Genomic DNA, 24190 nt, shown 5'->3' on the forward strand with positions numbered 1-24190 from the left:
GATGCCCACCAGGACGCCGGCCAGGAGCAGGCCGGCGGCCAGTGCCCGCCCCCAGCTCCGGGCTCGCACGAATCGCTTCACGAAGTCTCCAATCAGTGGCGCCACGTCGGGCGCAATGCCGGCCGGACGAACGGGAGTCGTCGACACGAGCCACCCGGTGTGAGCGCTAACAATGGCCCCCCATGTTACGTAAGCGTTTCGAGGTATTCAACTGCTTCCATGTTGTAGACGTCTCGCGCGGAGGGCCCCGGCGCGTCGACCCGCCAGCGGACAACCGGCGGGCCCCGAGACACCGTCGGGCAGGGAGACAGGCAGGCGGGAGCATGGAGCCATCGTGGAGCCATCTGCGCCGCCTGACATCGAATACCCTGGCTCCATGTCCAATGGCTCCAGGCGCGGCCGGCGCGCCCGTGGCGAGATCGAGCAGCTACCCAGCGGCTCACTGCGGGTGCGGGTGTACGCCGGGATCGACCCCGTGTCGAAGCGCCGGCGCTACCTCACCGAGACCGTGCCCGCCGGCCCGGTCGCGGCCCGCCACGCCGAAGCGGTCCGCAGTCGACTGCTCGACCAGGTAAGACGACAGCACGAGCGCCCCCCGTCCGCCCCGACCGGCGGTCTGGTCCACGGCGGTCCGGGCACCCCCACCGCGCCCCCCGCCACCGGCGTCAGGCCGGCAGCCGCCACCGTCCCGGCAGCCCCCGGCAGCCCCGCGCCCACCGTCTCCCCGGCGGCCGGCGCCCCGACCGGGGGACGACGGCGGAGCCGACGGGGTGAACCGACGCTGACCACGATCGCCCTCCTGGCGGACGTGTCGGCACCCACGGTGTCGAAGGTCCTCAACGGCCGCACCGGAGTCGCGGCGGAGACCCGGGCCCGGGTGGAGTCACTGCTGCGGGAGCACGGCTACCGCCGGCCGGAGCTGGGCACCCCGAACGCCAGCATCGAGGTGGTCTTCTATGGCATGCAGAGCAACCTGGCGGTGCTGATCATGCAGGGAGTGCAGCAGGTCGCCGGGGCGCATCGGCTCGCCGTCGGCTTCACCGACGCCCGTCGACAGGTCTCCGAGGGGCGGTTCTGGGCTCGTGACCTGCTGGCCCGTCGCCCGACCGGGGTGATCGCGGTGCACCTCGGCTTCACCTCCGAACAACACGCCCTGCTGGCGGCGAGCGCGATCCCGCTGGTGGTCCTCGATCCCACGGGCGAGCCGCCGTTGCACGCCGTCCCGTCGGTGGCGACGACCAACTGGAGCGGCGGTTTCGAGGCCGCCCGACACCTGCTCGACCTCGGCCATCGGCAGATCGGGGTGATCTCCGGCCCGACCGAACGGCTGTGCGCCAAGGCTCGCCTGGACGGCGCGCGGGCGGCGCTGGAGGCGGCGGGGGTGGGACTGCCCGCGCGCCGGCTGCGCTTCGGCCACTGGTTCTCCTTCGAGGACGGACTCAACCTCGGCCAGGAACTGCTCCGACAGAACCCGGCGCCCACGGCGATCGTGTGCGGCAACGACCTCCAGGCGCTCGGGGTCTACGAGGCGGCCCGGTTGGCCGGCCGTCGGATTCCCCAGGACCTCAGCGTGGTGGGCTTCGACGACATCCCGTACACGATGTTCTGCGGACCGCCGATGACCTCGGTACGGCAGCCGCTGACCGAGATGGCCGCTGCCGCGACGCGGATGGTGCTGACCCTGGCGGCCAACGAGAGCCTTGCCCAGACCCGGGTGGAACTGGCGACCACGCTGGTGGTGCGGGGCAGCACCGCGGTCGCACCGCAGCACTGACCGGGCCGGCCGACACGACGCGGTCACCGGGAGTACGTCCTGGAAACCTGTCCTTGTCGTTACCGAACGGTTTCGAGTAGCATCCGATTCGATCGATACGGCATGTCGTCACGGCGCGGTTCCCGTACCCGAGGCGGTTTCCGGTTCCACCGGTGGCGCACCGTCCGACGCCCCGCGCGACCTGCCGGTCGAGGTCAGGTTCACCGTGCGGGTCGGCGGTGCCGGCCTGACCCGGGCGCACGACAGCAACCGTCGAGGACCGAGGGGGACAACAGAGGCCACCCGTCACCGCCAGTTCACGCGCCGCCCCCGATCCGTGATGACGAATATCACGGCGGGTGGGCGACACTCGGCCATGTTGCCGACCCACCCAGGGCGACACGCCGCGTAGAATCTCGCTGATCCAGCGTTGTCCACGGCGTGTGCGCCCATGCCTTGTGTCCGACGTCCTATTCGGACGCCCGGGCCGGGCCGCCTCGCCGTCTACGGGCTGCGGGACGGACCGAGAGGTGTGGAATGACTGTGCGCGCTCCTGCAATGAGAGACGTGGCCCGCCTCGCCGGAGTGTCCCACCAGACCGTCTCGCGGGTCCTCAACGGACATCCGCACGTACGCGAACAGACCCGCCTACGGGTCCAGGCCGCGATCACCGAGCTCGGGTACCGCCCGAACCGGGCCGCCCGCACGCTGGTCACCGGGCGATCGCAGGTGCTCGGTGTGGTGGCGCTCAACACCACCCTCTACGGTCCGGCGTCCCTGCTCTCCGCCTTCGAACTCGCCGCGGCCGAGGCGGGCTTCGCCGTCAGTGTGGGCAGCGTCCGCAACCTGGACCGCACCTCCATCACCGCCGTCGTCGAGCGACATCTGGCGCACCGGGTGGCCGGCATCGTGGTGATCGCCCCGGTGGAGTCCGCCGGTGAGGCACTGGAGTGCCTGCCCACCGACATTCCGCTGGTCACCGTGGACGGCGACCCCCGCCGGCCGGTGCCGCTGGTCACCATCGACCAGGTGGAGGGCGGACGGTTGGCCACCCGGCACCTGCTCGACGCCGGTCACCGTACGGTCTGGCACGTGTCGGGCCCGGCCGACTGGTTCGACAGCGCGGGGCGGATCGCCGGCTGGCGGGACACGTTGCAGGCCGCGGGCGCGGAGGTTCCGCCGGTGCTCCAGGCGGACTGGTCCGCCGCCTCGGGGTACCGCTGCGGGCAGATGCTGGCCCGGACCCCGGAGGTCACCGCGATCTTCACCGCCAACGACGATCTCGCGCTGGGCGTGCTGCACGCGTTGCACGAGCACGGCCGGCGGGTGCCGGAGGAGGTCAGCGTCGTCGGTTTCGACGACGTCCCGGACGCCGCCTACTTCATCCCGCCGCTGACCACCGTCCGGCCGGACTTCGACACCGTGGCAGAGGTCAGCCTCGGTCTGCTGCTGACACAGATCGACGCGGGCGTCGACCACACGTTACGGCAGACCATCTCCCCCACCCTGATCACCCGGGACAGCGTCGCTCCACCCCGGTGACGGGTCGGCCGGCACCGCTGCCGGCCGCCGCACCGGCACCGGCAAAGCCCGTGCACTGATCGTCATCTATGGACAGCCTCCGCTGTTAACGTTAACGTAACCGACGATCGTCGATTCTCGGGACCGAATTCGGCCGCCCCGGTGACACTCTCGTCCGATCCGGGAAGGCCACGGCCGACGCCGTCGCGACGGGCAGGGCCGGCCGAAGGCGGGCCGGCGCCCAGCGGTCCTCGCCACCAGGACCGCCCCGCCCGCCGTCCGTGCCCGCGGGTCGACGGCCGGACCCGACGCCCGCACCACACCCCCGGCGCGGCGATCCCACCCCGGAAGAAAGGCCACCGATGAAGGGCAGTCTGCGCGCCGCGCTGGCAGCCGTCGTCCTCGGAATCGCGACAGCCACCGTCCTGGTGACGGCACAGCCCGCGACCGCGGCGACCCTGACCAGAGTGACGGGATTCGGCAACAATCCCACCAACCTCAACATGTACATGTACGCCCCGAGCAACCTGGCGGCCCGGCCCGCGCTGCTGCTCCTGGTGCACTACTGCGGCGGTTCGGCCAGCGGGATCTTCAACGGCAACGGACGCGACTACGTGACCGCCGCCGACCGCTACGGCTACCTCGTCGTCGTGCCCGAGGCCACCCGCAGCGGGAACTGCTTCGACGTCTCCACCCCGGCCGCCCTCACCCGCAACGGGGGCGGTGACTCGACCGGGATCATGTCGATGGTGGCGTACGCGCGGCAGCGCTATGCGGTCGACCCGGCCCGGATCGTGGTCTCCGGCTTCTCCTCCGGCGCGATGATGACCAACGTGCTCGCGGCGCAGTATCCCGACGTCTTCGCCGCCGCGTCAGCGTTCTCCGGGGTTCCGGCCGGGTGCTTCGCCACTACCGACGGATCGCTGTGGAACAGCCGGTGCTCCGGCGGCAACGTGATCAAGACGGCGCAGCAGTGGGGTGACCAGGCCCGCGCGATGTACCCGGGATACACGGGCCGATACCCCCGGATGCAGTTGTGGCACGGCGCCACCGACACCACCCTGGCGTATCCCAACTACGGTGAAGAAATCAAGCAGTGGACCAACCTGCACGGGTTGAGCACCACGCCCACCTTCACCGATCGTCCCCAGTCGCCCTGGACGCGCACCCGGTACGGCGGGACCGGCCCGCAGGCCCCCGTCGAGGGGATCAGCATCGCCGGGGTGGGTCACCAACTGCCGATGGCCGGCCAACTCGCGTACGCCATCACCTTCCTCGGCCTGGACGGCACCGCGCCGTCGCCCACCCCGACCCCGACCGCCACCCCGACTCCGACCGCCACCCCGACCCCGACGGTCACCCCCACGCCGACGCCGACGGTCACCCCGACCCCCACCCCGACCCCGACGCCCACGCCGACGTCGTCGCCGCAGTCAGGGGCCTGCCGGGTCACCGACACGATCAGCGCGTGGAACAGCGGACTGACCGCGAGCATCACCATCGTCAACACCGCGACCACGACGCTCAACGGATGGTCCCTGGGGTTCGCCCTCCCCGCCGGGCAGGTCATCACCAGCGGCTGGAATGCCAGCTACTCGCCGAGCAGCGGCCAGGTCACCGCCACGAACGTCAGCTACAACGGCACCCTGGCCCCGGGCGCGTCGACGACGATCGGCTTCCAGGCCAACCACACCGGCAACGCCGCCGCCCCCACGGCGTTCACCCTGAACGGCGCGACCTGCGTGGTCGCCTGACCCGCCGCACCCGACCGCGCCCGTCGCCCTCGCACGGGGTCGCGGGGTCGCGGGGTGACCGTCCGCCGCCCTGCCGGAGGCGTACCGCACCGTCCATCCACCATCAGGAGATCCCGTGCGAGAGACCCGATTCCTCCGCCGACGGCCGGCGCTCGTCGCCGCCACCGCCACCGCCCTCCTGCTCGTCACTGCCGCCGCCGCCCAGACCTCGGCCTCGGCCGCTGCCGCCGGATGCCAGGTGAACTACACCGTCAGCTCGTCCTGGCAGGGCGGCTTCGGGGCCAACGTCACCATCACCAACCTCGGCGACGCGGTGAACGGATGGCGACTGACCTGGAGCTACCCCGCCGGGCAGACCGTCACCCAACTGTGGAACGGCAGCTACACCCAGGCCGGCGCCCAGGTCACCGTCACCAACGCCAGCTACAACGCCGCGATCCCCACCAACGGCGCCGCCAGTTTCGGCTTCAACGGCGCCTGGACCGGCAGCAACCCCGCCCCCACCTCGTTCAGCCTCAACGGCACGACCTGCACCGGAGGGGTGGACCCCACCACCGGACCACCACCCAGCACCCCGCCCCCGAGCACCCCGCCCCCGACCACGCCCCCGCCGACCACCCCACCGCCCGGCACCAGCCAGCCGTGTGACATCTACGCCGCCGGTGGCACCGCCTGCATCGCCGCGCACAGCACCACCCGGGCGCTCTACGCCGCCTACAACGGCTCGCTCTACCAGGTACGCCGATCCTCGGACAACAGCACCAGGAACATCGGCGTGCTGTCGCCCGGCGGACGGGCCAACGCCGCCAGCCAGGACAGCTTCTGCGCGAACACCAGCTGCGTCATCACGGTCATCTTCGACCAGTCCGGGCGCGGCAACAACCTCGGATACCAGGGTGCCGGGGGCGTCGGTGGCGCCGTACAGCCGGCGGTGGCGAACAAGGAGTCGCTGACGGTCGGCGGCGACAAGGTCTACTCGCTCTACATCCCCGGCAAGAGCAGCTACTGGCGCGACGGTCATCTGACCGGGGTGCCGACCGGCGCCGCGCCGGAGGGCATGTACATGGTCACCAGCGGCACCCACGTCAACAGTGGCTGCTGCTTCGACTACGGCAACAGCGAGACGACCCGGCGGGCCGACGGCGCCGGGGCGATGGACGCGATCTACTTCGGCACCAGTTGCTGGTTCGGCGGCTGCTCCGGCTCCGGCCCCTGGGTGCAGGCCGACCTGGAGTACGGCCTCTACCCCGGGGGCAGCAGCTCCTGGAACTCCAACCAGCGGGCGTTCACCAGCAAGTTCGTCACCGCCACCCTGAAGAACAACGGCACCTCACGCTTCGCCATCAAGGGCAGCAACGCCCAGTCCGGCAGCCTCTACACCCTCTATGACGGTGCCCTGCCACGCGGGTACAGCCCGATGAAGAAGCAGGGCGCGATCATCCTGGGCAGCGGCGGGGACTGCTGCATCGACAACACCAACCAGAGCGTCGGCACGTTCTACGAGGGGGCGATGGTCGCCGGCTACCCGTCGGACGCGACCGAGAACGCGGTCCAGGCGAACATCACCGCCGCCGGATACCGCTGACCCGATGGCTGAGGAGGCCCGATGTACCACCATGTCATCCATCCGGCGACCCGACGGGCGGCCGTCCTGCTCGTCACGACCCTGCTGCTCATGACGAGCCTGGTCGGCACCGCCGCACCCCGGCCGGCGCAGGCGTGGGACAACGGCGTCGCCGACACCCCACCGATGGGCTGGAACAGTTACGACTCGTTCAACTGGAGCGTCACCGAGGCCGACGTCCGGGCCAACGCCGACTACATGGGCGCGAACCTGCGGCAGTACGGCTGGCAGTACATCGTCGTCGACTGGGCCTGGTACTTCCCCGGCCAGCACAACGGCAGCCCCAACCAGGACGCCAACCTGCAACCCCGGCTCCGGATGGACGCCAACGGCCGGCTGCTGCCCGACACCACCCGGTTCCCGTCGGCGACCGGCAGCAACGGGTTCAAGCCCCTGGCCGACCACGTGCACGCCCAGGGGCTGAAGTTCGGCGTACACCTGATGCGGGGGATTCCCCGGCAGGCGGTCGCGGACAACGTGCCGATCCTCGGCACCTCCTGCCGGGCCAACCAGATCGACGCCAGCAACAGCGCGGCCTGGCTCAACCTGATGTGGGGGTTGGACATGGCCAACCCCTGCGCGCAGGCGTACCTCGACTCGGTGTTCCAGCTGCTGGCCGGCTGGGGCGTCGACTTCGTCAAGATCGACGACATCGCCGCACCGACCTACCGGCAGTCGGAGGTCGACGGTTACCGGCTGGCGATCCAGCACAGCGGCCGGCCGATGGTGCTGAGCCTGTCGCCGGGGGCCACGCCGCTGTCCGCCGGGCCGCACGTGCAGACCAACGCGCACATGTGGCGGATCGTCAACGACCTGTGGGACAACTGGTCGTCCGTCGACGCGTTGTTCGACCAGTTGCGCAACTGGACGCCGTACCGCAGGGCGGGGGCCTGGCCCGATCCGGACATGATCCCGATCGGCCGGCTGTCGAAGTACGGGCCGGTCGGCTCGCCGCGCTACTCGAACCTCAGCGCGGACGAGCAGCGCACCCTGATGTCGCTGTGGGTGATCAACCGGGCGCCGCTGATGTGGGGCGGCAACCTGGTGGAGAACCGGGCGTCTGAGCTGGCGTTGATGACCAACAGCGCGGTGCTCGCGGTCGACCAGCGCAGCGCCAACAACCGGCAACTCACCGGCGGCACCCGGCAGGTGTGGGTCGCCGACGTGCCGGACAGCACCGACCGGTACGTCGCGCTGTTCAACCGGGAGGGTGCGGCGGCCACCGTGTCGGTGAACCTGGCCGACCTCGGCATCGGCTCGGCCACCGCGACCGACCTCTGGTCCGGCGCGGCCCTCGGCACGTCGACCGGGACGTTCAGCCGCTCGCTGCCCGCCCACGGTGCCGGGCTCTACCGGCTGACGCCCCAGACCACCACCCCGACGCCGACGACGTACACCCTGACGGCGCGGCACAGCGCGAAACTGCTGGACGTCAGCAACGCCGCGACGGCCGACGGCACGAACGTCGTGCAGTGGGCCGCGAACGGGCAGGCCAACCAGCGGTGGCGGTTCCAGGAGGCCGGCGGTGGCTGGTCCACGGTGGTGAGCGCCCACAGCGGAAAGTGCCTGGACGTCTCCGGCGGTGCCGGCACGACCGCGGACGGCGCCCGGGTGGTGCAGTGGACCTGCAACGGGGGCACCAACCAGCAGTGGCGGCTCCAGGACGTCGGTGACGGTCAGGTGCAGTTGGTCGCCCGGCACAGCAACAAGTGTCTCGACGTGCTCAACGCCGGTCTGACCGACGGGGTGCAGGTCGTGCAGTGGACCTGCGGCACCGGCACGAACCAGCAGTGGCGTCGTACCCCGCTGTGACGCGGCGGCGCGATCGCCGCCGGTGAGGGAGGCGCAGGGTCGGGGTCGCTCCCCGGCCCTGCGTCTTTGTCTGCCCGGGTGCCCTCGGGGCGGCACCCGCCGACCGCCCCGGGCCGGATCGGGACCCCCGACCCGGCCGGGACCAGGCCGGCGGGCGGGGCGACGCCCCCGGCGCGGTGCGCGCCGGGGGCGTGCCGGTGTCACCGGTACCCGGTCAGCTCCGGGTCCACTTCCGGCTGTTGCCGCCGGTGCAGCTCGACAGGACCATCAGCGTGCCGTTGGCCGTGCCTGACCCGTGGGGCGTCAGGCACAGCCCGGACTGCACGCCGGTGATCGTGCCGTCGGTGTTGACGTTCCACTGCTGGTTGGTCCCGCTGTTACAGTCCCAGAGCGCGAGCTGGGTACCGTTGGACTGCGACTGCGACGGGACGTCCAGGCACCGGCCGGCGGGATGGGTGACGGGTGCGGCGTCGACCACGGCGACGCCGGACCGTCGGCGGCGATCCACCGGCGCGGTCAACGATCCGGCCCGGTCAAACGCGGACCGGGTCACCGACCTGTCTGGCGGACACCTGGCTCCGGGCGGAACGCCCCTGGGGGTCTGTTCCGCCCGGAGCCAGGTGGAGCAGGTCGTTCAGCTGGCGGTGCAGGTCGGGGTCATCCCCGCACCACTGCCGTTGCCCTGGAAACCGAACTCGGTGACCTGACCCGCACCGAGCTGACCGTTGTAGTCCACATTCGTGAACCGCACCGTCCCGGAACTACCACTGGCCGACGCCGACCACGTACCGGTCACACTCGTCCCACCCGGCAGAGTCATGCTCACCGTCCAACCCCGCGTACCCGAGGAACCCGCGGTCACCTTCACCGTGGCCACGAAACCACCCGTCCACGAATTCAACGACACCGACGCCGAACACCCACCCGTAGCCGGCGGCGTCGTGGTCGGGTTCGGCGGCGTGGTCGTCGGGTTCGGCGGCGTCGTCGGGTTGGCCGGGGTGGTCGTCGGGTTCGGCGGCGGCGTGGTGGGGCTCGCGGTGTCGAAGCCGAGGAAGCGGACGGCCTGCGCGGCGTCGAACGGGATGGAGTGGCCGTAGCCCTGGAAGCTGATCGCCTCCACCGGCGCCGTGCCCCCGGTGCCGCCGTAGCGGGTACGGGTGGCGCTGGTCTGCGGGTAGTCGGTGGCACTGGGGGTCTGGGACACCCCGAGCACGTTGGTCCACTGCTTGATCTGCTCGCCGAAGTTGACGTAGCTCAGCGTGGTGTCCGTGGTGCCGTGCCAGATCTGCATCCGGGGGCGCTTGCCGGTGTAGCCGGGATAGGCGTTGCGTACCAGGTCACCCCACTGCTGCGGAGTCCTGACGATCCGGCCGCCGGAGCACTCGCTGTTCCACTCCGAGCCGTTGGTGGTGGCGAAGCAACCGAACGGCACACCGGAGGAGCTGACCCCGGCGTGGAACACGTCCGGGTAGACCCCCGCCATCACGTTGGTCATCATGGCGCCGGAGGAGAAGCCGGCGACACCGATCCGGTTCGCGTCGACCGGGTAGCGGTTCCGCACGTAGTCGATCATCGACTTGAGGCCGACGGGGTCGCTGCCGCCGCCGCGCCGCAGCGCCTGCGGGGAGGAGACGTCCCAGCACTTGCTGCTCCGGGTCACCGACGGGTAGATCACGATGTAGCCGTAGCGGTCGGCGAGGGTACTGAGCCCGAAGGTGGAGTGCACCGCCGGGCCACTGCCGCTGCAGTAGTGCAGCGCCAGCAGCAGCGCCGGCCGGGCGGCCACCCGATCCGGGACGTAGAGGTGCATCTGGAGGTTGGTCGGGTTGGTGCCGAAGTTGGTCACCTGGGTCAGCGTCGCGGCCGACGCCGGGGTGGCGGCCGTGACCACGGCCGTCATGGTCGCCAGCGCGGTCGCCAGCGCCGCGGCCAGCAGTGCGATTCTTGGTCTCATCGACGGTTCCTCTGTCGGGAGTCGGTGGTGGGGGACGTCCTCGGTCGACTGCCCGGTCGGTGGGGCCTCCGCATGGGAGGCCCGGCACGGGCGGACGAGATCCCCGGCCCGCCAGCCGGCCCACGCCAGTCGGGCCGTGGACCGTCGGCCCGACCCGGGAACACCGGGTCGGGCCGACGGCGGGAATCAGCTGGCGGTGCAGGTCGGGGTCATCCCCGCACCACTGCCATTGCCCTGGAAACCGAACTCGGTGACCTGACCCGCACCGAGCTGACCGTTGTAGTCCACATTCGTGAACCGCACCGTCCCGGAACTACCACTGGCCGACGCCGACCACGTCCCGGTCACACTCGTCCCACCAGGCAACGTCAGACCCACCGTCCAACCCCGGGTACCCGAGGAACCCGCGGTCACCTTCACCGTGGCCACGAAACCACCCGTCCACGAATTCACCGACACCGACGCCGAACACCCCGCCCCACCCGGAGGCGGAGTCGTCGTCGGGTTCGGCGGCGTGGTCGTCGGGTTCGGCGGCGTGGTGGTCGGCCTCGGCGGCGTGGTCGTCGGGTTCGGGATGCTGGGGCCGGAGTTGAGGGCGTTCAGCACGGCGTCGTACGCCGGCTTCTTGTTGCCGTTGCAGTCGAACAGCAGGGCGTTGTCGGAGCCGCGCCACGAGTCGCAGTCCCGCACCCCCCACACGGTGATGCCGGTGCATCGCGAGACGTTCATGCAGGCCCGGGTGACCCCGGCGAAGACGTTGGCCTGGTTGCCGCCGGTCATCACGTCCAGCTCGGTGATCTGGACCTCCACGCCGAGGTCGGCGAAGCGCTGGAGGTTGGCCTGGTAGTCGCTGGACAGCGAGGTGCCCAGGTGCGACTGGAAGCCCACGCAGTCGATCGGCACGCCCCGGGACTTGAAGTCGCGCACCATGTTGTAGATGCCCGTCGACTTCGCGTTGATCCCGTCGGTGTTGTAGTCGTTGTAGCAGAGCTTCGCGCCCGGGTCGGCGGTGCGGGCGGCCCGGAACGCCGCCTCGATCCAGTCGTTGCCGGTGCGCTGGAGGTTCGAGTCACGCCGCCCGCCGCTGTTGCCGTCGGCGAACGCCTCGTTGACCACGTCCCAGGCGTAGATCTTGCCCCGGAAGTGGGTGGCGACCTGGGTGACGTGGTTGATCATCGCGCTGCGCAGCGCGCTGCCGGACATGTTCTGCGCCCAGACCGGCTGCTGCTGGTACCACAGCAGGGCGTGCCCGCGCACGCTCATCCCGTTGGCCTGGGCGTGGCTGACCAGCCGGTCACCACCGGTGTAGACGAACCGACCCTGGGACGGCTCGGTGGCGTCCCACTTCATCTCGTTCTCGGCCACGACGGAGTTGAACTCGCGGTTGAGCACGGTCGTGTAGGTGCCGTTCGACAACTTGCCCGTCGCGACCGCCGCACCGAAGTAGCGGCCCTTCTCGGCCGCCGCCGCCCGCAGGGTCGTGCCGGCGCTGGCGGACGGGGCCATCGCCAGCGTCATCCCGACGGTGAGTGCGCCGGCGACGGCGAGGGTCGCCGTCGCTAGCAGGGCTCTCTTGGGTCTCATGTCGCATCCTTTGCAATGTGGGTGCAGCGGTGGTGGGGTGCCTGATTCCGCTTCCGGCGGTGGGCCGCGACGGCCGACGCGGCATGCCGCCCGGCCAGCGACTGCGGGTGCCGGCGACAGCCTCGCCGCGGTCCACCTGGGCCGGCGACGCCGGTGACCCCGACGCCGGAGCCGGAGCCCGGGCCGGCGAGAGGATCGTCCGTCGATGGCGACAGCGGCACGCCGCCCGAAAAGGGAGCCATGATCCTCCTTCACCGAGGAAACCGGGCCGGCCCTCGGCGAAATGATCCAGCCCCCACGCGTACGGGACCGGTCACGCCGTCACCGGAATCTGCTGATGGGAATCCGATCCGACGTCCCGCATGCCCTGGGGGGACGTCGCGATCCGAGGTGCGACCAGCGCGGCTCGCCCGGTGAGCCATCAGGTGCTGTCGTCCTCGCATCGACTGTGAGCGATAACATGCCATTCGTCAAGTCGTAACGATTGCCCCGGGTCGATCGGTCGGCCACCTTCGCGACCGGGCCGCGCGGACCGTAGAGTCTCTCGCCGTGATCGAGATCGGCACGCAGATCGACCTGCCCCACCCCGCCGACCGGGTCTGGCGTGCGATGACCGATCCGGAGCTGCTGGGCCGCTGGTTCGCCGAGACCGAACCGATCCCCGACGGACCGGGCCGGTGGCGGGTACGCACGGCCGGGCTGCCCGGTTTCGAGACCGACGTCGAGGTGGAGGTGGTCGACCGGCGGGAACCGGAGCTGATCGTCGTACGGTGCCACGAGGGTGCCGACCGCAGCCTGCTGACCTGTGCCGTCACCCCGACCACGGTGGGTTGTCGGGTCCTGATCCGGGAGACCGTGGAGCACGGCGACTGGCCTGCCGAACGAGGTACGCGCCGCGAGGAGTGCTACCGGCAGTCGCTGGCCGGACGGCTGCCCGCGCTGCTCGACTGGCTGGCCTTCCAGCAGGTCGACCTGCGACGGGACAGTGCCGCGCCGACCGCCGTACTGCCGGTGGCCCTGATCGCCGATCTCGACCGGCGGCCGACCCGTCGTCGTACCACCTGGGTTGTTGCCGGCTCGGGCGCGGCGGCGCTGACCCTCGGGCTGGCGGGGTGGGCCCTGCTGCCGGGTGGGCCGCCGGCCGAGACCGCGGCGGACCCGGTGCCTCCGCCGGCCCGGTCGGCCGTCGCGCCCGACCCGACCCGGTCCGCCGTGACCCCACGCCCGACCCCGACCACCACGCCGAGCAGCGCCCGGCCGAGCCGGACCCCCTCGCCGACCCCGTCGCGTACGCCCTCGGCGTCCCCGTCGGCCCCGGACCCGGTGGGTGCCCGCTACGAGACCGTCTCGACCCGGGTCTTCGGGTACACCGGCGAGGTGGTGGTCGACAATCCGGGCGGGACGCCGGCCTCGGGCTGGACGGTGGTCGTCACCCTGCCCCGGGGCAACTCGGCCGCCGAGGTGACCGGGGCCGACTGGCGACAGGACGGGCAGTCGGTCACCTTCACCGGGCCGGCCGTCCCGGCGGGCGGGGCCCAGGCCATCCGGTTCGACGTCCGTACCGCCGATCCGGTCACCAAGACGCCGCAGGGCTGCACGGTCGACGAGCGCCCCTGCGCCGGCCTGTGAGCCGACGCCGGCCGGACAGCGCGGTCCCCGCACGGACAGCCGCCCGCCGGACCGGGCACCGGCCGGGTCGGTGTGGCCCGCCGCCGGGCGCCGTCCGCTCAGGGCGCCGGCGGTGCGGTGCTCTGCCGGACGGTGAGGGTGGTCGCGCTCACCGTCAACCTCAACGGCGCGTCTGGAGCGGCACGCAGAGGACGTAGCGGATCACGAAGTCCGGAAGCACGGTCACCGGCAGCCCGGCCTGACCGCAGGCGGGGCGTCGCAGCTCATCGCCCGCGACGCCCCGCTGCGCAGGTCAGCCGGCCGGCGCGGCGGGGCGCAGGTCAGCCGGCCGGCGCGGCGCGGACCGTCGGCGACCACGGCCAGGGCACCTCGTGGAAGGCCGCCTCCACCAGCAGCGCCTCGACGCCGGACAGCAACCGCTCGGCCCGCTCGGCGGGAAGGTAACGGGTGTCGGCGGTGACGACCAGCTCCACCGCGCCGGGGGCGTCGCGCACCTGCACCCGGCAGCGCCACGCGAACCGGTCCAACTCCCCCACCCAGCGCACCGCCCCGGGCGTCACCATCCCCCGCAGGGCGGCCTCGTCCGGGCCGACCGCGCCCGGGTCCACCTCGGAGGCGAGCCGGGTGTCGTTGAGGTAGCAGAGCGGGGCCAGCACGCTGCGGTGGTCGTGCCCCAGGTCGGTGAAGGCGCGCTCGAACTCGGCCGGGTCGTAGTAGGCGTGCCGGTAGGCGTCCAGGCTCGCCCGTCCGGCCCGGGACAGCAGCTCGGCGAAGTCGGGCCGGTCGGCCAGGTCGAGGCGGCAGAGCCCGATCTGGTTCAGGGTGGCGACCGCGTGGTCGTACCCGGGTGGGAAACGGTTGTTCGCCATCACCACGATCCCGCAGGCGTCCTGCCCACCGTCCCCGGTCAGCACGGCGGCGGTCGCGGCCACCAGGACGGTCGAGGTGCTGACGCCGTGCCGGGCGGCGACCAGCCGCCCCGCGTGGTGGGCTGCCGGGGAGACCAGCGAGCCCTGCCGGTAGCGGGGCGTCGAGCCCGACCCGACCGGGTCGGCCAGGTTCATCGGCAGACCGGTGAACTGCCGGACCCAGTACGCCACCGCCCGCTGCGAACGCCGCAGCCCGGTCGTACGCTCCCGCGCGGCGAGATCCAGCGACTGGAGGCCGGGCGGGCTGTCCAGCGACCCGCGCAGCAGCAGCACCCGCAGATCCCGCAGCACGGTCGTGGCGGCGTGGAAGTCGACGGCGCAGTGGCTGAACACCAGCACGATCTGCCGGACCCGATCGTCCACGGTGACCAGCGCGACCCGCAGCGGATACTCCACCGCGTGATCGAAGGGCGATCCGGACAGCTGCGCGGCCAGCTCCGCCGCCGCCGCCGCGCCGTCCGGGTCGTCGACCGCCCGGGGCACGGCGTGCACCCCGACGGGCAGCCGTCCGGCCGCCGACGCCTGCTGGCACAGTTCCCCGTCGTGCGGGCGGACCCGGGTGCGCAGCGACTCGTGCCGGGCGACCAGCGCACCCACCGCCCGGACCGCCCGGGGCACGTCCACCCCGGCCCGCACCGACACCGCCAGGGTGCGGGGCAGGGTGAGCACCCGGTAGGCGGCGGGGGCCACGAACTCCGCCACCGTCCGCCACATCGCCCGCTGCCCCCAGGTCAGTGGGGCCGTCGCGTCCCGACCCCCGTGGAACTCGGCGTACGTCAGCCCGCCGCCGACGACCAGCCGGGCGGTGGTGGGCGCGGCGGCGACCGGCGGGGCGGTGGCGGGTGCGGCGGTCGCGGGCGGCGGGGCGACGACCGGCAGGGCGGCGGTGGGCGCGGCGGTGGCGGTGGCGGGCGACCAGGGCCAGGGCACCTCGTGGAATGCGGCCTCCACCAGCAACTCCTCCAACCCGCGCAGGAACGGTTCGACGTCGTCCAGCGTGCGGTGCCGGGTGTCGACCGTGAGTGTGACACCCACCCCGGCCGGCTCGTCGACCACGTGGGTCAGCAGGTGCCAGGACGCCTGGTCGAGCCCTGCGGTCCAGGAGAAGGTGCTGCGGCCCGTGGCGGCCCGCAACTCGTCCTGGGTCACCGCCGGCACCCGGTCGACGCCGCCGACCGGCAACCGGACGTCGTTGAAGTAGTAGTGCGGTGCGAACGCCGACGCCGGGTCGACCCCCCGTTCCTCGAATGCGTGCCGAAGCGCGACCGGGTCGTAATACGCGTGCCGCAGCCCGTCCAGGGAGGCGCTCCACACCCGGGACAACAGCTCCCCGAAATGGGGGCGACCGGACAAATCCAGCACGCCGAAACCGATCTGACCGAGATTGGCGACGGCATTCGCGTACTCGGTGCGAAACCGATTGTGGGCCATCGGGAATAGGCCGCAACGGTCCCGTTCGTGACGGCCCGTGGCCATCGCCGCCACCCCGGCCAGCAACACCGCGGAGCCGCTGACCCGGTGCCGGGCGGCGATCAGCCGGGTGGCCGTGTCGACGGCCGAGGAGACCAGCACCCCCCGACGCCACGGCGGGGTCAGGCCCGGCCCCGCCGCCGGCAGCGGCGACGTCGGCAGTGGCAGCGGCGTCGGCAGCCGGTCCCACTCCCGCAGCCAGTGCCCGATCGATCGGGCCGAGCGACCCCGGTCGGCGTCGTGCTGCCACCGCGCCACGTCCACCGACTGCGGGCCGGCCGGGGTGGGCAGGCCGCCGCGCAGCATGATCAGCCGCAGCTCCCGCAGCACCGTCTCGGCGGCGTGCGCGTCCACCGTGGAGTGGCTGAACACCACCACGACCTGCCGTACCCGGTCGGCGACGGTCACCAGCGCGACCCGCAACGGCCACTCGGCGGCGTGGTCGAACGCGACGTCGCCGAGCCGGCCGGCGGTGTCCCGCGCCGCCTCGGCACCGTCCTGCGCCCCGACGCAGACCAGCAGCGGCAGCACCCCGGCCGCCGCCGTCTCCTGGCGCGGCTCGCCGCCGACGACCCGGACCCTGGTACGCAGTGAGCCGTGCCGGCCGACCAACGCGCCCACCGCGCGGGCGACGGCGGGCACCTCCGCCCCCGCCCGGGCGGACACCGGCACGGTACGGCGCAGGTTGAGGAAGACGTGATTCGCACCGTTGCGGGCGATCGACCGCCACATCACCCGCTGGGCCCAGGTCAACGGCGACAGCCCGGCCCCGTCGCCCGAGAACTCGGCGTGGACCAGCGTCTCCGACGCCCATTCCGCGGGCACCACCACGTCAACGAATCGCATTCCCGACCGTACGACGCGACGTTCGTCGCCGAATCGCTCTTTCGTGCTTTCCATAGTGGACCGATCAGCCGATCCGACGGTTCGGGCCCGACGTGCAGACTACTGGCCACTGCCCGCACCGCTTTGAGAAGGCCCCGCGTGACCAACGTTGACGTACCGTCGCGGGCCGCCCCGCCGCATTCCACCGTCCCCCGCGCCACCGGAAATCCGCGCCTGTCATTCGGTCAGGAACGGATCTGGTTCACCGAACAGCTCTCCCCCGGCACCGCCGCGTACGTCGTCCACTCGACCGTACGGCTGCGCGGGGCGTGCGACGTCGACCTGCTGCGCGCCACCCTGGACGCCACCGCCGCCCGGCACGACAGCCTGCGCATGCGGTTCACCGAGAGCGCCGACGGGGAACCCGTCGTGACGGTGCTGCCCGAGGTGTGGGTGCCGGTCACCGTCACCGCCGTGGCGACCGAGGACGCCGCCCACGCCCTGGTCGCCGACTCCGTCCGCACCCCGTTCGATCTCACCGCCGCGCCGCTGCTGCGGGCCCTCGTCGTCCGGCTGGCCGACACCGACCACCTCCTGCACCTGGCGATGCACCACATCGTCAGCGACGGCTGGTCGCTGGACCTGCTGCTCGGCGAGATCGCCGCCGGCTACGCCGCGCTCCGCGACGGCGGCGACCCGCCCGCCCCGCCGACCACCCGGTACGTCGACTACGCCGGCTGGCAGCGGGACCGCCTCGACGGGCCGGCCACCGGGGACGGGTTCGCCCACTGGACCCGCGCGCTGGCCGATGTGCCCGCGCTGGAACTGCCCACCGACCGCCCCCGGCCGGCCGTGCAGTCGTACGCCGGCGGGAGCCACCGGTTCACCGTCGACGCCGAGCTCACCGACGGTCTGCGCCGACTCGGCCGGGCCCACCGGACCACCCTCTACATGACCCTGCTCACCGGGCTCCAGGCCGTGCTGTTCCGCTACAGCGGACAGCGGGACTTCGCCGTCGGCTCCCCGGTGGCCGGCCGGGTCGTCCCGGAGCTGGAGAACCTCGTCGGCCTGTTCGTCAACACCCTGGCCCTGCGTGCCGACCTCGCCCCGGACCCGACGACCGCCGCCGAGCCGAGCTTCACCACCCTGCTGCGGCGTACCCGTGGCACCGTCGTGCGCGCCCTGGCCCACCAGGAGATCCCGTTCGAACGCCTGGTCAAGGAGCTCAACGTCACCCGGGACGTGACCCGCGCCCCGGTGTTCCAGGTGCTGTTCACCCTGCAGAACTACGCCCGCAGCGGCGGCCGGTGGCCGACCGGGCTGGACGTCGAGGGCGTCGGCACCGACGCCGCCAGCGCCCGCTTCGACCTGTCGCTGTACGTCGGGGAGACCGCCGACGGACTACGCGGCATGTTCGTCTACCACACCGACCTGTTCGACGCCGCCACCGTGGACCGGCTGGCCGCCGCCTTCCAGACCCTGCTGCGCGCCGCGGTCGCCCACCCGGACCGGCCGATCGTCGACCTGGACCTGCTCGGCCCGGCCGAACGGGACCGGATGCTGACCCTCGCCGGCGTCCCGGCGGCACCGCAGGCCCCGGCACCGCAGGCCCCGGAGGCGCAGGCCGTTCCGGGGGCACCGCCCACTCCGGAGGTGCCGCCGGCTCCGGCCGGCCGCACCCAGGGCCAGGCCCGCGAGCTGCCGCCCCACGACCGCACCGTGCCCGGCAGCGGAGTCACCGGGGCGGCGGTCACCCTGGCCGACCTGATCGCCCCGCACGTCGCCGCCACCCCGGACGCGCCGGCCGTGGTCTGCGACACCGACCGGATCAGCTACCGGGAGCTGGACCGGCGGGCCAACCGGCTCGCCCACTGGCTGCGGGCCCGGGGGGTCGGCCCGGACCGGCTGGTCGGGGTGCTGCTGGAGCAGTCGGTCGAGCTGGCCGTGACGCTGCTCGGGGTGCTGCGGGCCGGCGGCGCGTACCTGCCGCTGGACCCGGAGCAGCCCGCCGCCCGGCTGGGCCTGATGCTCGCCGACGCCCGGCCGTCCGTCGTCCTGACCAGCGCGGAACTGCACGACCGGCTGCCCACCGGGACGGCGGCGAGCTGCCTGGACGAGATCGCCGCCGAGATCGCTGCCGCACCGGACGACCCACCGGCGACCGGGGTACGCGGTGACGACCTGGCCTACGTCATCTACACCTCCGGCTCGACCGGCACCCCGAAGGGGGTGGCCGTGCCGCACCGGCCGGTGCTGCGCTATCTCGACGGGGTGGCGGACCGGTTCGGGGTCGCCCCGGCCGCCCGGTACGGCCTGTTGCAGTCGATGTCGTTCGACTTCGCCGTCACCGTGTTCTACCTGGCACTGGCCACCGGCGGCACGGTGCACCTGCTCCCCCGGCGGGGCACCGGCGCCGAACTCGCCGCCCGGCTGCGTGCCGAACGGATCGACTACCTGAAGATCACCCCGTCGCACCTGGCCGCGCTGGCCGCCGACACCGCACCGGACGAGCTGCTGCCGGCCCGTGCGCTGATCCTCGGCGGTGAGGCGTCCGACCTGGAGCGGATCGCCCCGCTCGCGGCCGGCCCGGCCCGGGTGTTCAACCACTACGGGCCCACCGAGGCCACCGTCGGCGTGGCCACCTACCGGGTGCCGGCCGACGGGCCGGACACCGGGGCGGTGCCGACCGGCCGGCCGCTGCCGTACGCCTCGGTGCACGTGCTCGACGCGCGGATGCGCCCGGTGCCGGTGGGGGTCCCCGGTGAGCTGTACCTCGGCGGGGACCGGCTCGCCCGGGGTTACCTGCACCGGCCCGGCCTGACCGCCGACCGGTTCGTGCCCGACCCGTACGGGCCGCCGGGCGCGCGGCTGTACCGCACCGGTGACCTGGGCCGTTGGCGGGCCGACGGGGAGCTGATGTTCCTCGGCCGCCGCGACCACCAGGTCAAGATCCGCGGTTACCGGGTCGAGTTGGGCGAGGTCGAGGCCGCGCTGCGGGACTGCCCGGGGGTACGCCAGGCGGCGGTGCTGCTGCGCGACGAGCGGCTGGTGGCGTACCTGGAGCCGGAGGCGGGCGCGGACGGGTCGGACCCTACGCAGTGCCGCCGCCTGCTCGCCGACCGGCTGCCCGACCACATGGTGCCCACCCGCTGGGTGGTGCTGGACCGGCTGCCGTTGCAGGAGCACGGGAAGGTGGACCGGCGGGCCCTGCCCGAGCCCGGTGCCGACGAGTTGACCGGCGCGCGGGTGCCACCGGTCGGGCCGGTGGAGACCCTGGTGGCCGAGGTCTGGCGGGCCGTGCTCGGGGTGCCCGAGGTCGGCGTCACCGACGACTTCTTCGACCTGGGCGGGCACTCGCTGCTGGCCACCCGGGTGGTGGCCCGGCTGCGCCGGGAGCTACCCGCCGTCACCGACGGCACTCCGCCGGCGGTCAGCGTGATGGACCTGTTCCGCCACCGCACCGTACGCGAGCTGGCCGGTCTCGTCGCCGGGCCCGACGCCGGCCGGGCCGGGCTGCTGCACGAGCTGACCCCGCCGGTGCCCGCCGCCGACCGGACCGCCACCCTGGTCTGCGTCCCGTACGGCGGGGGCAGCGCGGTGGTGTACCAGCCGCTGGCCGACGCGCTGCCGGCCGGGTACCGGCTGCTGTCGGTGGCCGTACCCGGACATGACATCGGCCTCGCCGACGACCCCGCGCCGATCGCCGACGTCGCCGCCGACGTCGTCGCGGAGGTGCTGGCCCGGGTCGCCGGCCCACTGATCCTGTACGGGCACTGCGGGCCCGGCGGGGCGCTGGCCGTGGAGATCGCCCGCCGGCTGGAGGCCGCCGGCCGGGACCTGCTGGCGGTGTACCTCGGCGCGGTGTTCCCGTTCGCCCGGCCCGCCGACGGCCCGCTCGGGCCGCTGCTGCGGCTGCGGCTGGCCGAGCGGCTGCGCAGCGACCGGATCTACCGCACCTGGTTGCAGGCGCAGGGCACCGCCGTCGGCTCGCTCGCCCCCGACGAGGTCCGCTTCCTGGTCCGGGCGATGCGGCACGACGCCCGGGTCGCCGAGGACTACTTCACCGACCTGATGCGCCAGCGGGTCACCCCGCTGCGCGCGCCGGTCGTCTCCGTGGTCGGCGAGCGGGACCGCAGCACCGACTACCACGAGGAGCGCTACCGGGAGTGGCACTTCCTCAGTGACCGCACCGCCCTCGCCGTGGTCGACGAGGGTGGGCACTACTTCCTCAAGTACCGGGCCGGTGAACTGGCCGAGATCGTCACGGACGTGCACCGGCGGCTCGACGCGCCACCCCGGCCGGCCCCGACCGGACCGGACGCCACGCCACCCGCCTGGCAGCTCGCCGCCGTCTCCCGCCGGACCGCCGACGGGCCACCGACGTCCGACCCGCCGGCAGCCGGCGGGGGCGGCGCGGTGGCCGGCGGGGAGCCGGGCCGGGCCACGCCGGCGCCGAGCCTGCGCCGCTTCGGCCTGGTCGCGGCCGGTCAGGTCGTCTCCGGCCTGGGCACCGCGCTGACCACCTTCGCGATTCCGCTGTGGATCTACACGCAGACCGGGTCGCTCGCCCGGTTCGCGCTCTTCGCCGTGCTCGGCCTGCTGCCCGGCCTGCTGGTCGCGCCGCTGGCCGGGGCGCTGATCGACCGCACCAGCCGGCGGCGGGTCCTGCTGCTCGCCGGGGTCGCCGCCGGCGGCGCCAACGCGGTGCTGGCCGGGTTGGTGTTCACCGACCGGGCCGAGGTGTGGCACTTCTATCCGCTGGTCGGCTGGCTGTCGGTGGCGCTGGCCTTCCAACGCCTCGCCTTCGTCTCGGCGGTGCCGCAACTGGTGCCCAAACGGTTCCTCGGGCACGCCAACGGCCTCACCCAGACCGCCGTCGGCCTCACCCAGTTCACCGTGCCGCTGCTCGCCGTGGCCCTGCTGGAGACCGTCGGGCTACGCGGCATCCTGCTCATCGACGTGGCGTCGTACCTGTTCGCGGTCGGGGTGCTGGCGGTCGTCCGGTTCCCCCGCACGTTGGCCCTGCACCGCCGCGAGGGCATCGGCACGGAGATCGTCGCCGGGCTGCGCTACGCGCTGCGGCGTCGGGAGTTCCGCGCCATGCTCGCGTTCTTCGCCGCGCTGAACTTCTTCCTGTTCCCGGTGCTGTTCCTGCTCTCCCCCCTGGTGCTCGGCTTCGCCGACCTCACCGACGTGTCCCGCGTCGCGTTGACCGGCGGGGTCGGCGCGGCCACCGGCGGACTGGTGATGCTGCTCTGGGGTGGACCCCGCCGCCGCCGGATGCGGGCGGTGCTGCTGGGCACCCTCGGCATCGCGGTGGCCGCCGTGGTCACCGGGCTACGGCCGAACCTGCTGCTCATCGGGGCCGGCGCGTTCGGCATGTACCTGGCGCTGGGCATCGTCAACGGCGTCTACCAGACGATCATCCAGACCAAGGTGCCGGCGCGAGTGCACGGTCGGGTGTTCGCGGTCAACCAGATGGTCGCCCAGTCCACCCTGCCGCTGGGCTGGGGCGTCGTCGCCCCGTTCGCCGCCCGGATGGTGGAGCCCACGCTGCTGCCCGACGGCGCGCTGGCCGACACCGTCGGGGTGGTGCTCGGGGTCGGGCCGGGCCGGGGCCACGGGCTGCTCTATGTGCTGTTCGGGGTGTGCATCGCGCTGACCGCGCTGGTCTCGCTGGCCACGCCCACCCTCGCCCGGTTCGACGACGAGGTGCCCGACGCGCCACCGGACGATCTGATCGGCATCGAGGAACGCCGGGCCAGGACGGCCGACACCGCCGACCGGACCCCGGTGGGCGTCGGGACGACGGGAGGGTCGCGGTGACCACGACGCCCACCGGGACGCCTGCGCCGCGTACCCTGCCCGAACTGCTCGACTGGCGTACCGGGCTGCATCCGGACCTGGTGGCGGTGGAGGTGCACCAGGTGGCGACGCTGACCTTCGCCGAGTGGTCCGCCGGTGCCCGTGCCGTCGCCGCCGCGCTGCGGCACCGGGGGCTGCGCCACGGCGACCGGGTCGGGCTGGTGTTCGGCGCCCGCGACTGGACCCGGTACGCGGTGACGTACTGCGGGGTGCTGCGGGCCGGTGGGGTGGCCGTACCGCTGTCCGACCGGCTCGCCGCCGGGCAGCTCGGGCACGCGCTGACCCACTGCGCGGCCACCGCCGTCGTGCACGGCGACGACACCCCCGCCCCGCCGGCCCCGCCCGGCGTGGTGGTCTTCAGCGACGCCGAGCTGCGTGCCGACGGGCGCCCCGACGACCCCGGCCCGGCCACCGTCCACCCCGGCGACCTCGCGCAGATCCTCTACACCTCGGGCACGACGGGCCGACCCAAGGGGGTGGCGGCCCGGCACGCCAACCTCACCGCCGGTGCGCCGCAGCACCCACGCCGGTTGGCCCTGGCCCACTCCCAGCGGTTCCTGCACGCCTTCGCCATCGGCACCAACGCCGGGCAGACCATGCTGCTCAACGCGTTGACCGCGAAGGCCGCCGCGCTCACCCTGCCCCGGTTCACCCCGGTCCGGTTCGCCCGGCTGGTCGCCGCCCCCGGCACCGGGACCGTCTTCGTCGTACCGTCGATCGCCATCGAGTTGCTGGACTCCGGGGCGCTGCGCGACCGGGACACCAGCGGTGTGCAGCTGATCGGGTCCACCGCCGCGCCGCTGCCCCCGGCGGTCGCGGCCCGGCTGGCCACGGCATTTCCGCAGGCCACGATCGTCAACTACTACACCTCCACCGAGGCCGCCCCGGCACAGACCACGATGATCTACGACCCGGCCCGGCCGGACGCGGTCGGCCGGCCGGTCGGCGGGCAGCTGATGGTCGCCGACGCCGAGGGCCACCCGCTGCCCGCCGGGACGACCGGCGACGTATGGCTGCGGGCCCCGCACCCGCGCGCCTACTACCGCGACGACGCGGCGAACCGGGCCACCTTCCGCGACGGGTGGGTACGGATGGGCGACGTGGGCCGGATCGACGCCGACGGCTACCTCTACCTCACCGACCGGCACCAGGACGTGATCAAGACCGGTGCGTTCAAGGTCTCCACCGTCGAGGTCGAGGCGGCCCTGCACGAACACCCGCTGGTCGCCGAGGTGGCCGTGGTCGGCGTGCCCCACCCGGTGCTCGGTTCGGCGGTGGCCGCCGCCGTGGTGGCCCGGCCGCAGGCCGGCGCGGCCGGGCTGACGTTGCCGGTGCTGCGGGGCTTCCTCGCCGACCGGCTGGCCGACCACCAACTGCCCGCCCGGCTGCTGCTGCTGGACCGGCTGCCCCGCAACGAGGGTGGCAAGGTGCTCAAACGGCAGCTCACCGCCCTGTTCGACAACTGACCAC

General features: G+C 73.1%; 12 protein-coding genes. 8 read left to right on the forward strand and 4 right to left on the reverse strand.

Annotated elements, in window-relative coordinates; translation table 11 throughout:
• Positions 1-376: 376 nt before the first annotated feature.
• The 5 genes from GA0070216_RS11080 (at position 377) to GA0070216_RS11100 (ending at position 8464) form a co-directional block, all read left to right on the forward strand.
• Entirely contained in the window at positions 377-1774 is a 1398-nt protein-coding gene (locus GA0070216_RS11080; protein ID WP_218108166.1) for a LacI family DNA-binding transcriptional regulator, read from the forward strand.
• Positions 1775-2311: 537 nt separating this feature from the next.
• Positions 2312-3295, forward strand: a complete 984-nt coding sequence (locus GA0070216_RS11085; protein ID WP_218108167.1) for a LacI family DNA-binding transcriptional regulator — start codon at positions 2312-2314, stop codon at positions 3293-3295.
• A gap of 341 nt (positions 3296-3636) precedes the next feature.
• Positions 3637-5028 (forward strand): extracellular catalytic domain type 1 short-chain-length polyhydroxyalkanoate depolymerase, encoded by a 1392-nt coding sequence (locus GA0070216_RS11090; RefSeq protein WP_091243446.1) that lies wholly within the window; start codon positions 3637-3639, stop codon positions 5026-5028.
• A gap of 115 nt (positions 5029-5143) precedes the next feature.
• Complete coding sequence (locus tag GA0070216_RS11095) at positions 5144-6613, forward strand: arabinofuranosidase catalytic domain-containing protein (RefSeq protein ID WP_091243450.1); 1470 nt, start codon at positions 5144-5146, stop codon at positions 6611-6613.
• A gap of 21 nt (positions 6614-6634) precedes the next feature.
• Complete coding sequence (locus tag GA0070216_RS11100; RefSeq protein ID WP_091243453.1) at positions 6635-8464, forward strand: alpha-galactosidase; 1830 nt, start codon at positions 6635-6637, stop codon at positions 8462-8464.
• A 214-nt stretch (positions 8465-8678) separates the two neighbouring features.
• Here the strand turns inward: GA0070216_RS11100 and GA0070216_RS11105 are convergent, their stop codons facing one another.
• From GA0070216_RS11105 to GA0070216_RS11115, 3 genes are all read right to left on the reverse strand, one after another.
• A complete protein-coding gene (locus tag GA0070216_RS11105; protein ID WP_245722428.1) occupies positions 8679-8972 on the reverse strand; it encodes a ricin-type beta-trefoil lectin domain protein in 294 nt (97 codons plus the stop codon).
• 126 nt (positions 8973-9098) lie between these two features.
• Positions 9099-10418, reverse strand: coding sequence for an extracellular catalytic domain type 1 short-chain-length polyhydroxyalkanoate depolymerase (locus GA0070216_RS11110; RefSeq protein ID WP_091243456.1), 1320 nt, complete (start codon positions 10416-10418; stop codon positions 9099-9101).
• A gap of 186 nt (positions 10419-10604) precedes the next feature.
• Entirely contained in the window at positions 10605-12002 is a 1398-nt protein-coding gene (locus tag GA0070216_RS11115) for an endo-1,4-beta-xylanase (RefSeq protein ID WP_091243458.1), read from the reverse strand.
• A 549-nt stretch (positions 12003-12551) separates the two neighbouring features.
• Here GA0070216_RS11115 and GA0070216_RS11120 point away from each other — a divergent pair.
• Complete coding sequence (locus GA0070216_RS11120) at positions 12552-13631, forward strand: SRPBCC family protein (RefSeq protein WP_091243461.1); 1080 nt, start codon at positions 12552-12554, stop codon at positions 13629-13631.
• A 320-nt stretch (positions 13632-13951) separates the two neighbouring features.
• Here the strand turns inward: GA0070216_RS11120 and GA0070216_RS11125 are convergent, their stop codons facing one another.
• The gene (locus GA0070216_RS11125; protein ID WP_091243465.1) at positions 13952-16876 is read right to left on the reverse strand and encodes a condensation domain-containing protein; all 2925 of its coding nucleotides are present in this window, start codon (positions 16874-16876) and stop codon (positions 13952-13954) included.
• Positions 16877-17014: 138 nt separating this feature from the next.
• Between GA0070216_RS11125 and GA0070216_RS11135 the strand changes: the two genes are divergently transcribed.
• Complete coding sequence (locus GA0070216_RS11135; protein WP_245722429.1) at positions 17015-22681, forward strand: non-ribosomal peptide synthetase/MFS transporter; 5667 nt, start codon at positions 17015-17017, stop codon at positions 22679-22681.
• Complete coding sequence (locus GA0070216_RS11140) at positions 22678-24186, forward strand: class I adenylate-forming enzyme family protein (RefSeq protein ID WP_245722430.1); 1509 nt, start codon at positions 22678-22680, stop codon at positions 24184-24186. Before GA0070216_RS11135 ends, GA0070216_RS11140 begins: the two co-directional genes overlap by 4 nt.
• Positions 24187-24190 lie beyond the last annotated feature (4 nt).

The sequence above is a fragment of the Micromonospora matsumotoense genome, from assembly GCF_900091525.1.
GTDB classification, from domain to species: domain Bacteria; phylum Actinomycetota; class Actinomycetes; order Mycobacteriales; family Micromonosporaceae; genus Micromonospora; species Micromonospora matsumotoensis.

Coding starts and splice junctions, on each gene's coding strand:
- GA0070216_RS11110 (WP_091243456.1), bottom strand. CDS start 10,418: ATGAGACCAAGAATCGCACTGCTGGCCGCGGCGCTGGCGACCGCGCTG.
- GA0070216_RS11085 (WP_218108167.1), top strand. CDS start 2,312: ATGAGAGACGTGGCCCGCCTCGCCGGAGTGTCCCACCAGACCGTCTCG.
- GA0070216_RS11100 (WP_091243453.1), top strand. CDS start 6,635: ATGTACCACCATGTCATCCATCCGGCGACCCGACGGGCGGCCGTCCTG.
- GA0070216_RS11125 (WP_091243465.1), bottom strand. CDS start 16,876: ATGCGATTCGTTGACGTGGTGGTGCCCGCGGAATGGGCGTCGGAGACG.
- GA0070216_RS11080 (WP_218108166.1), top strand. CDS start 377: ATGTCCAATGGCTCCAGGCGCGGCCGGCGCGCCCGTGGCGAGATCGAG.
- GA0070216_RS11090 (WP_091243446.1), top strand. CDS start 3,637: ATGAAGGGCAGTCTGCGCGCCGCGCTGGCAGCCGTCGTCCTCGGAATC.
- GA0070216_RS11115 (WP_091243458.1), bottom strand. CDS start 12,002: ATGAGACCCAAGAGAGCCCTGCTAGCGACGGCGACCCTCGCCGTCGCC.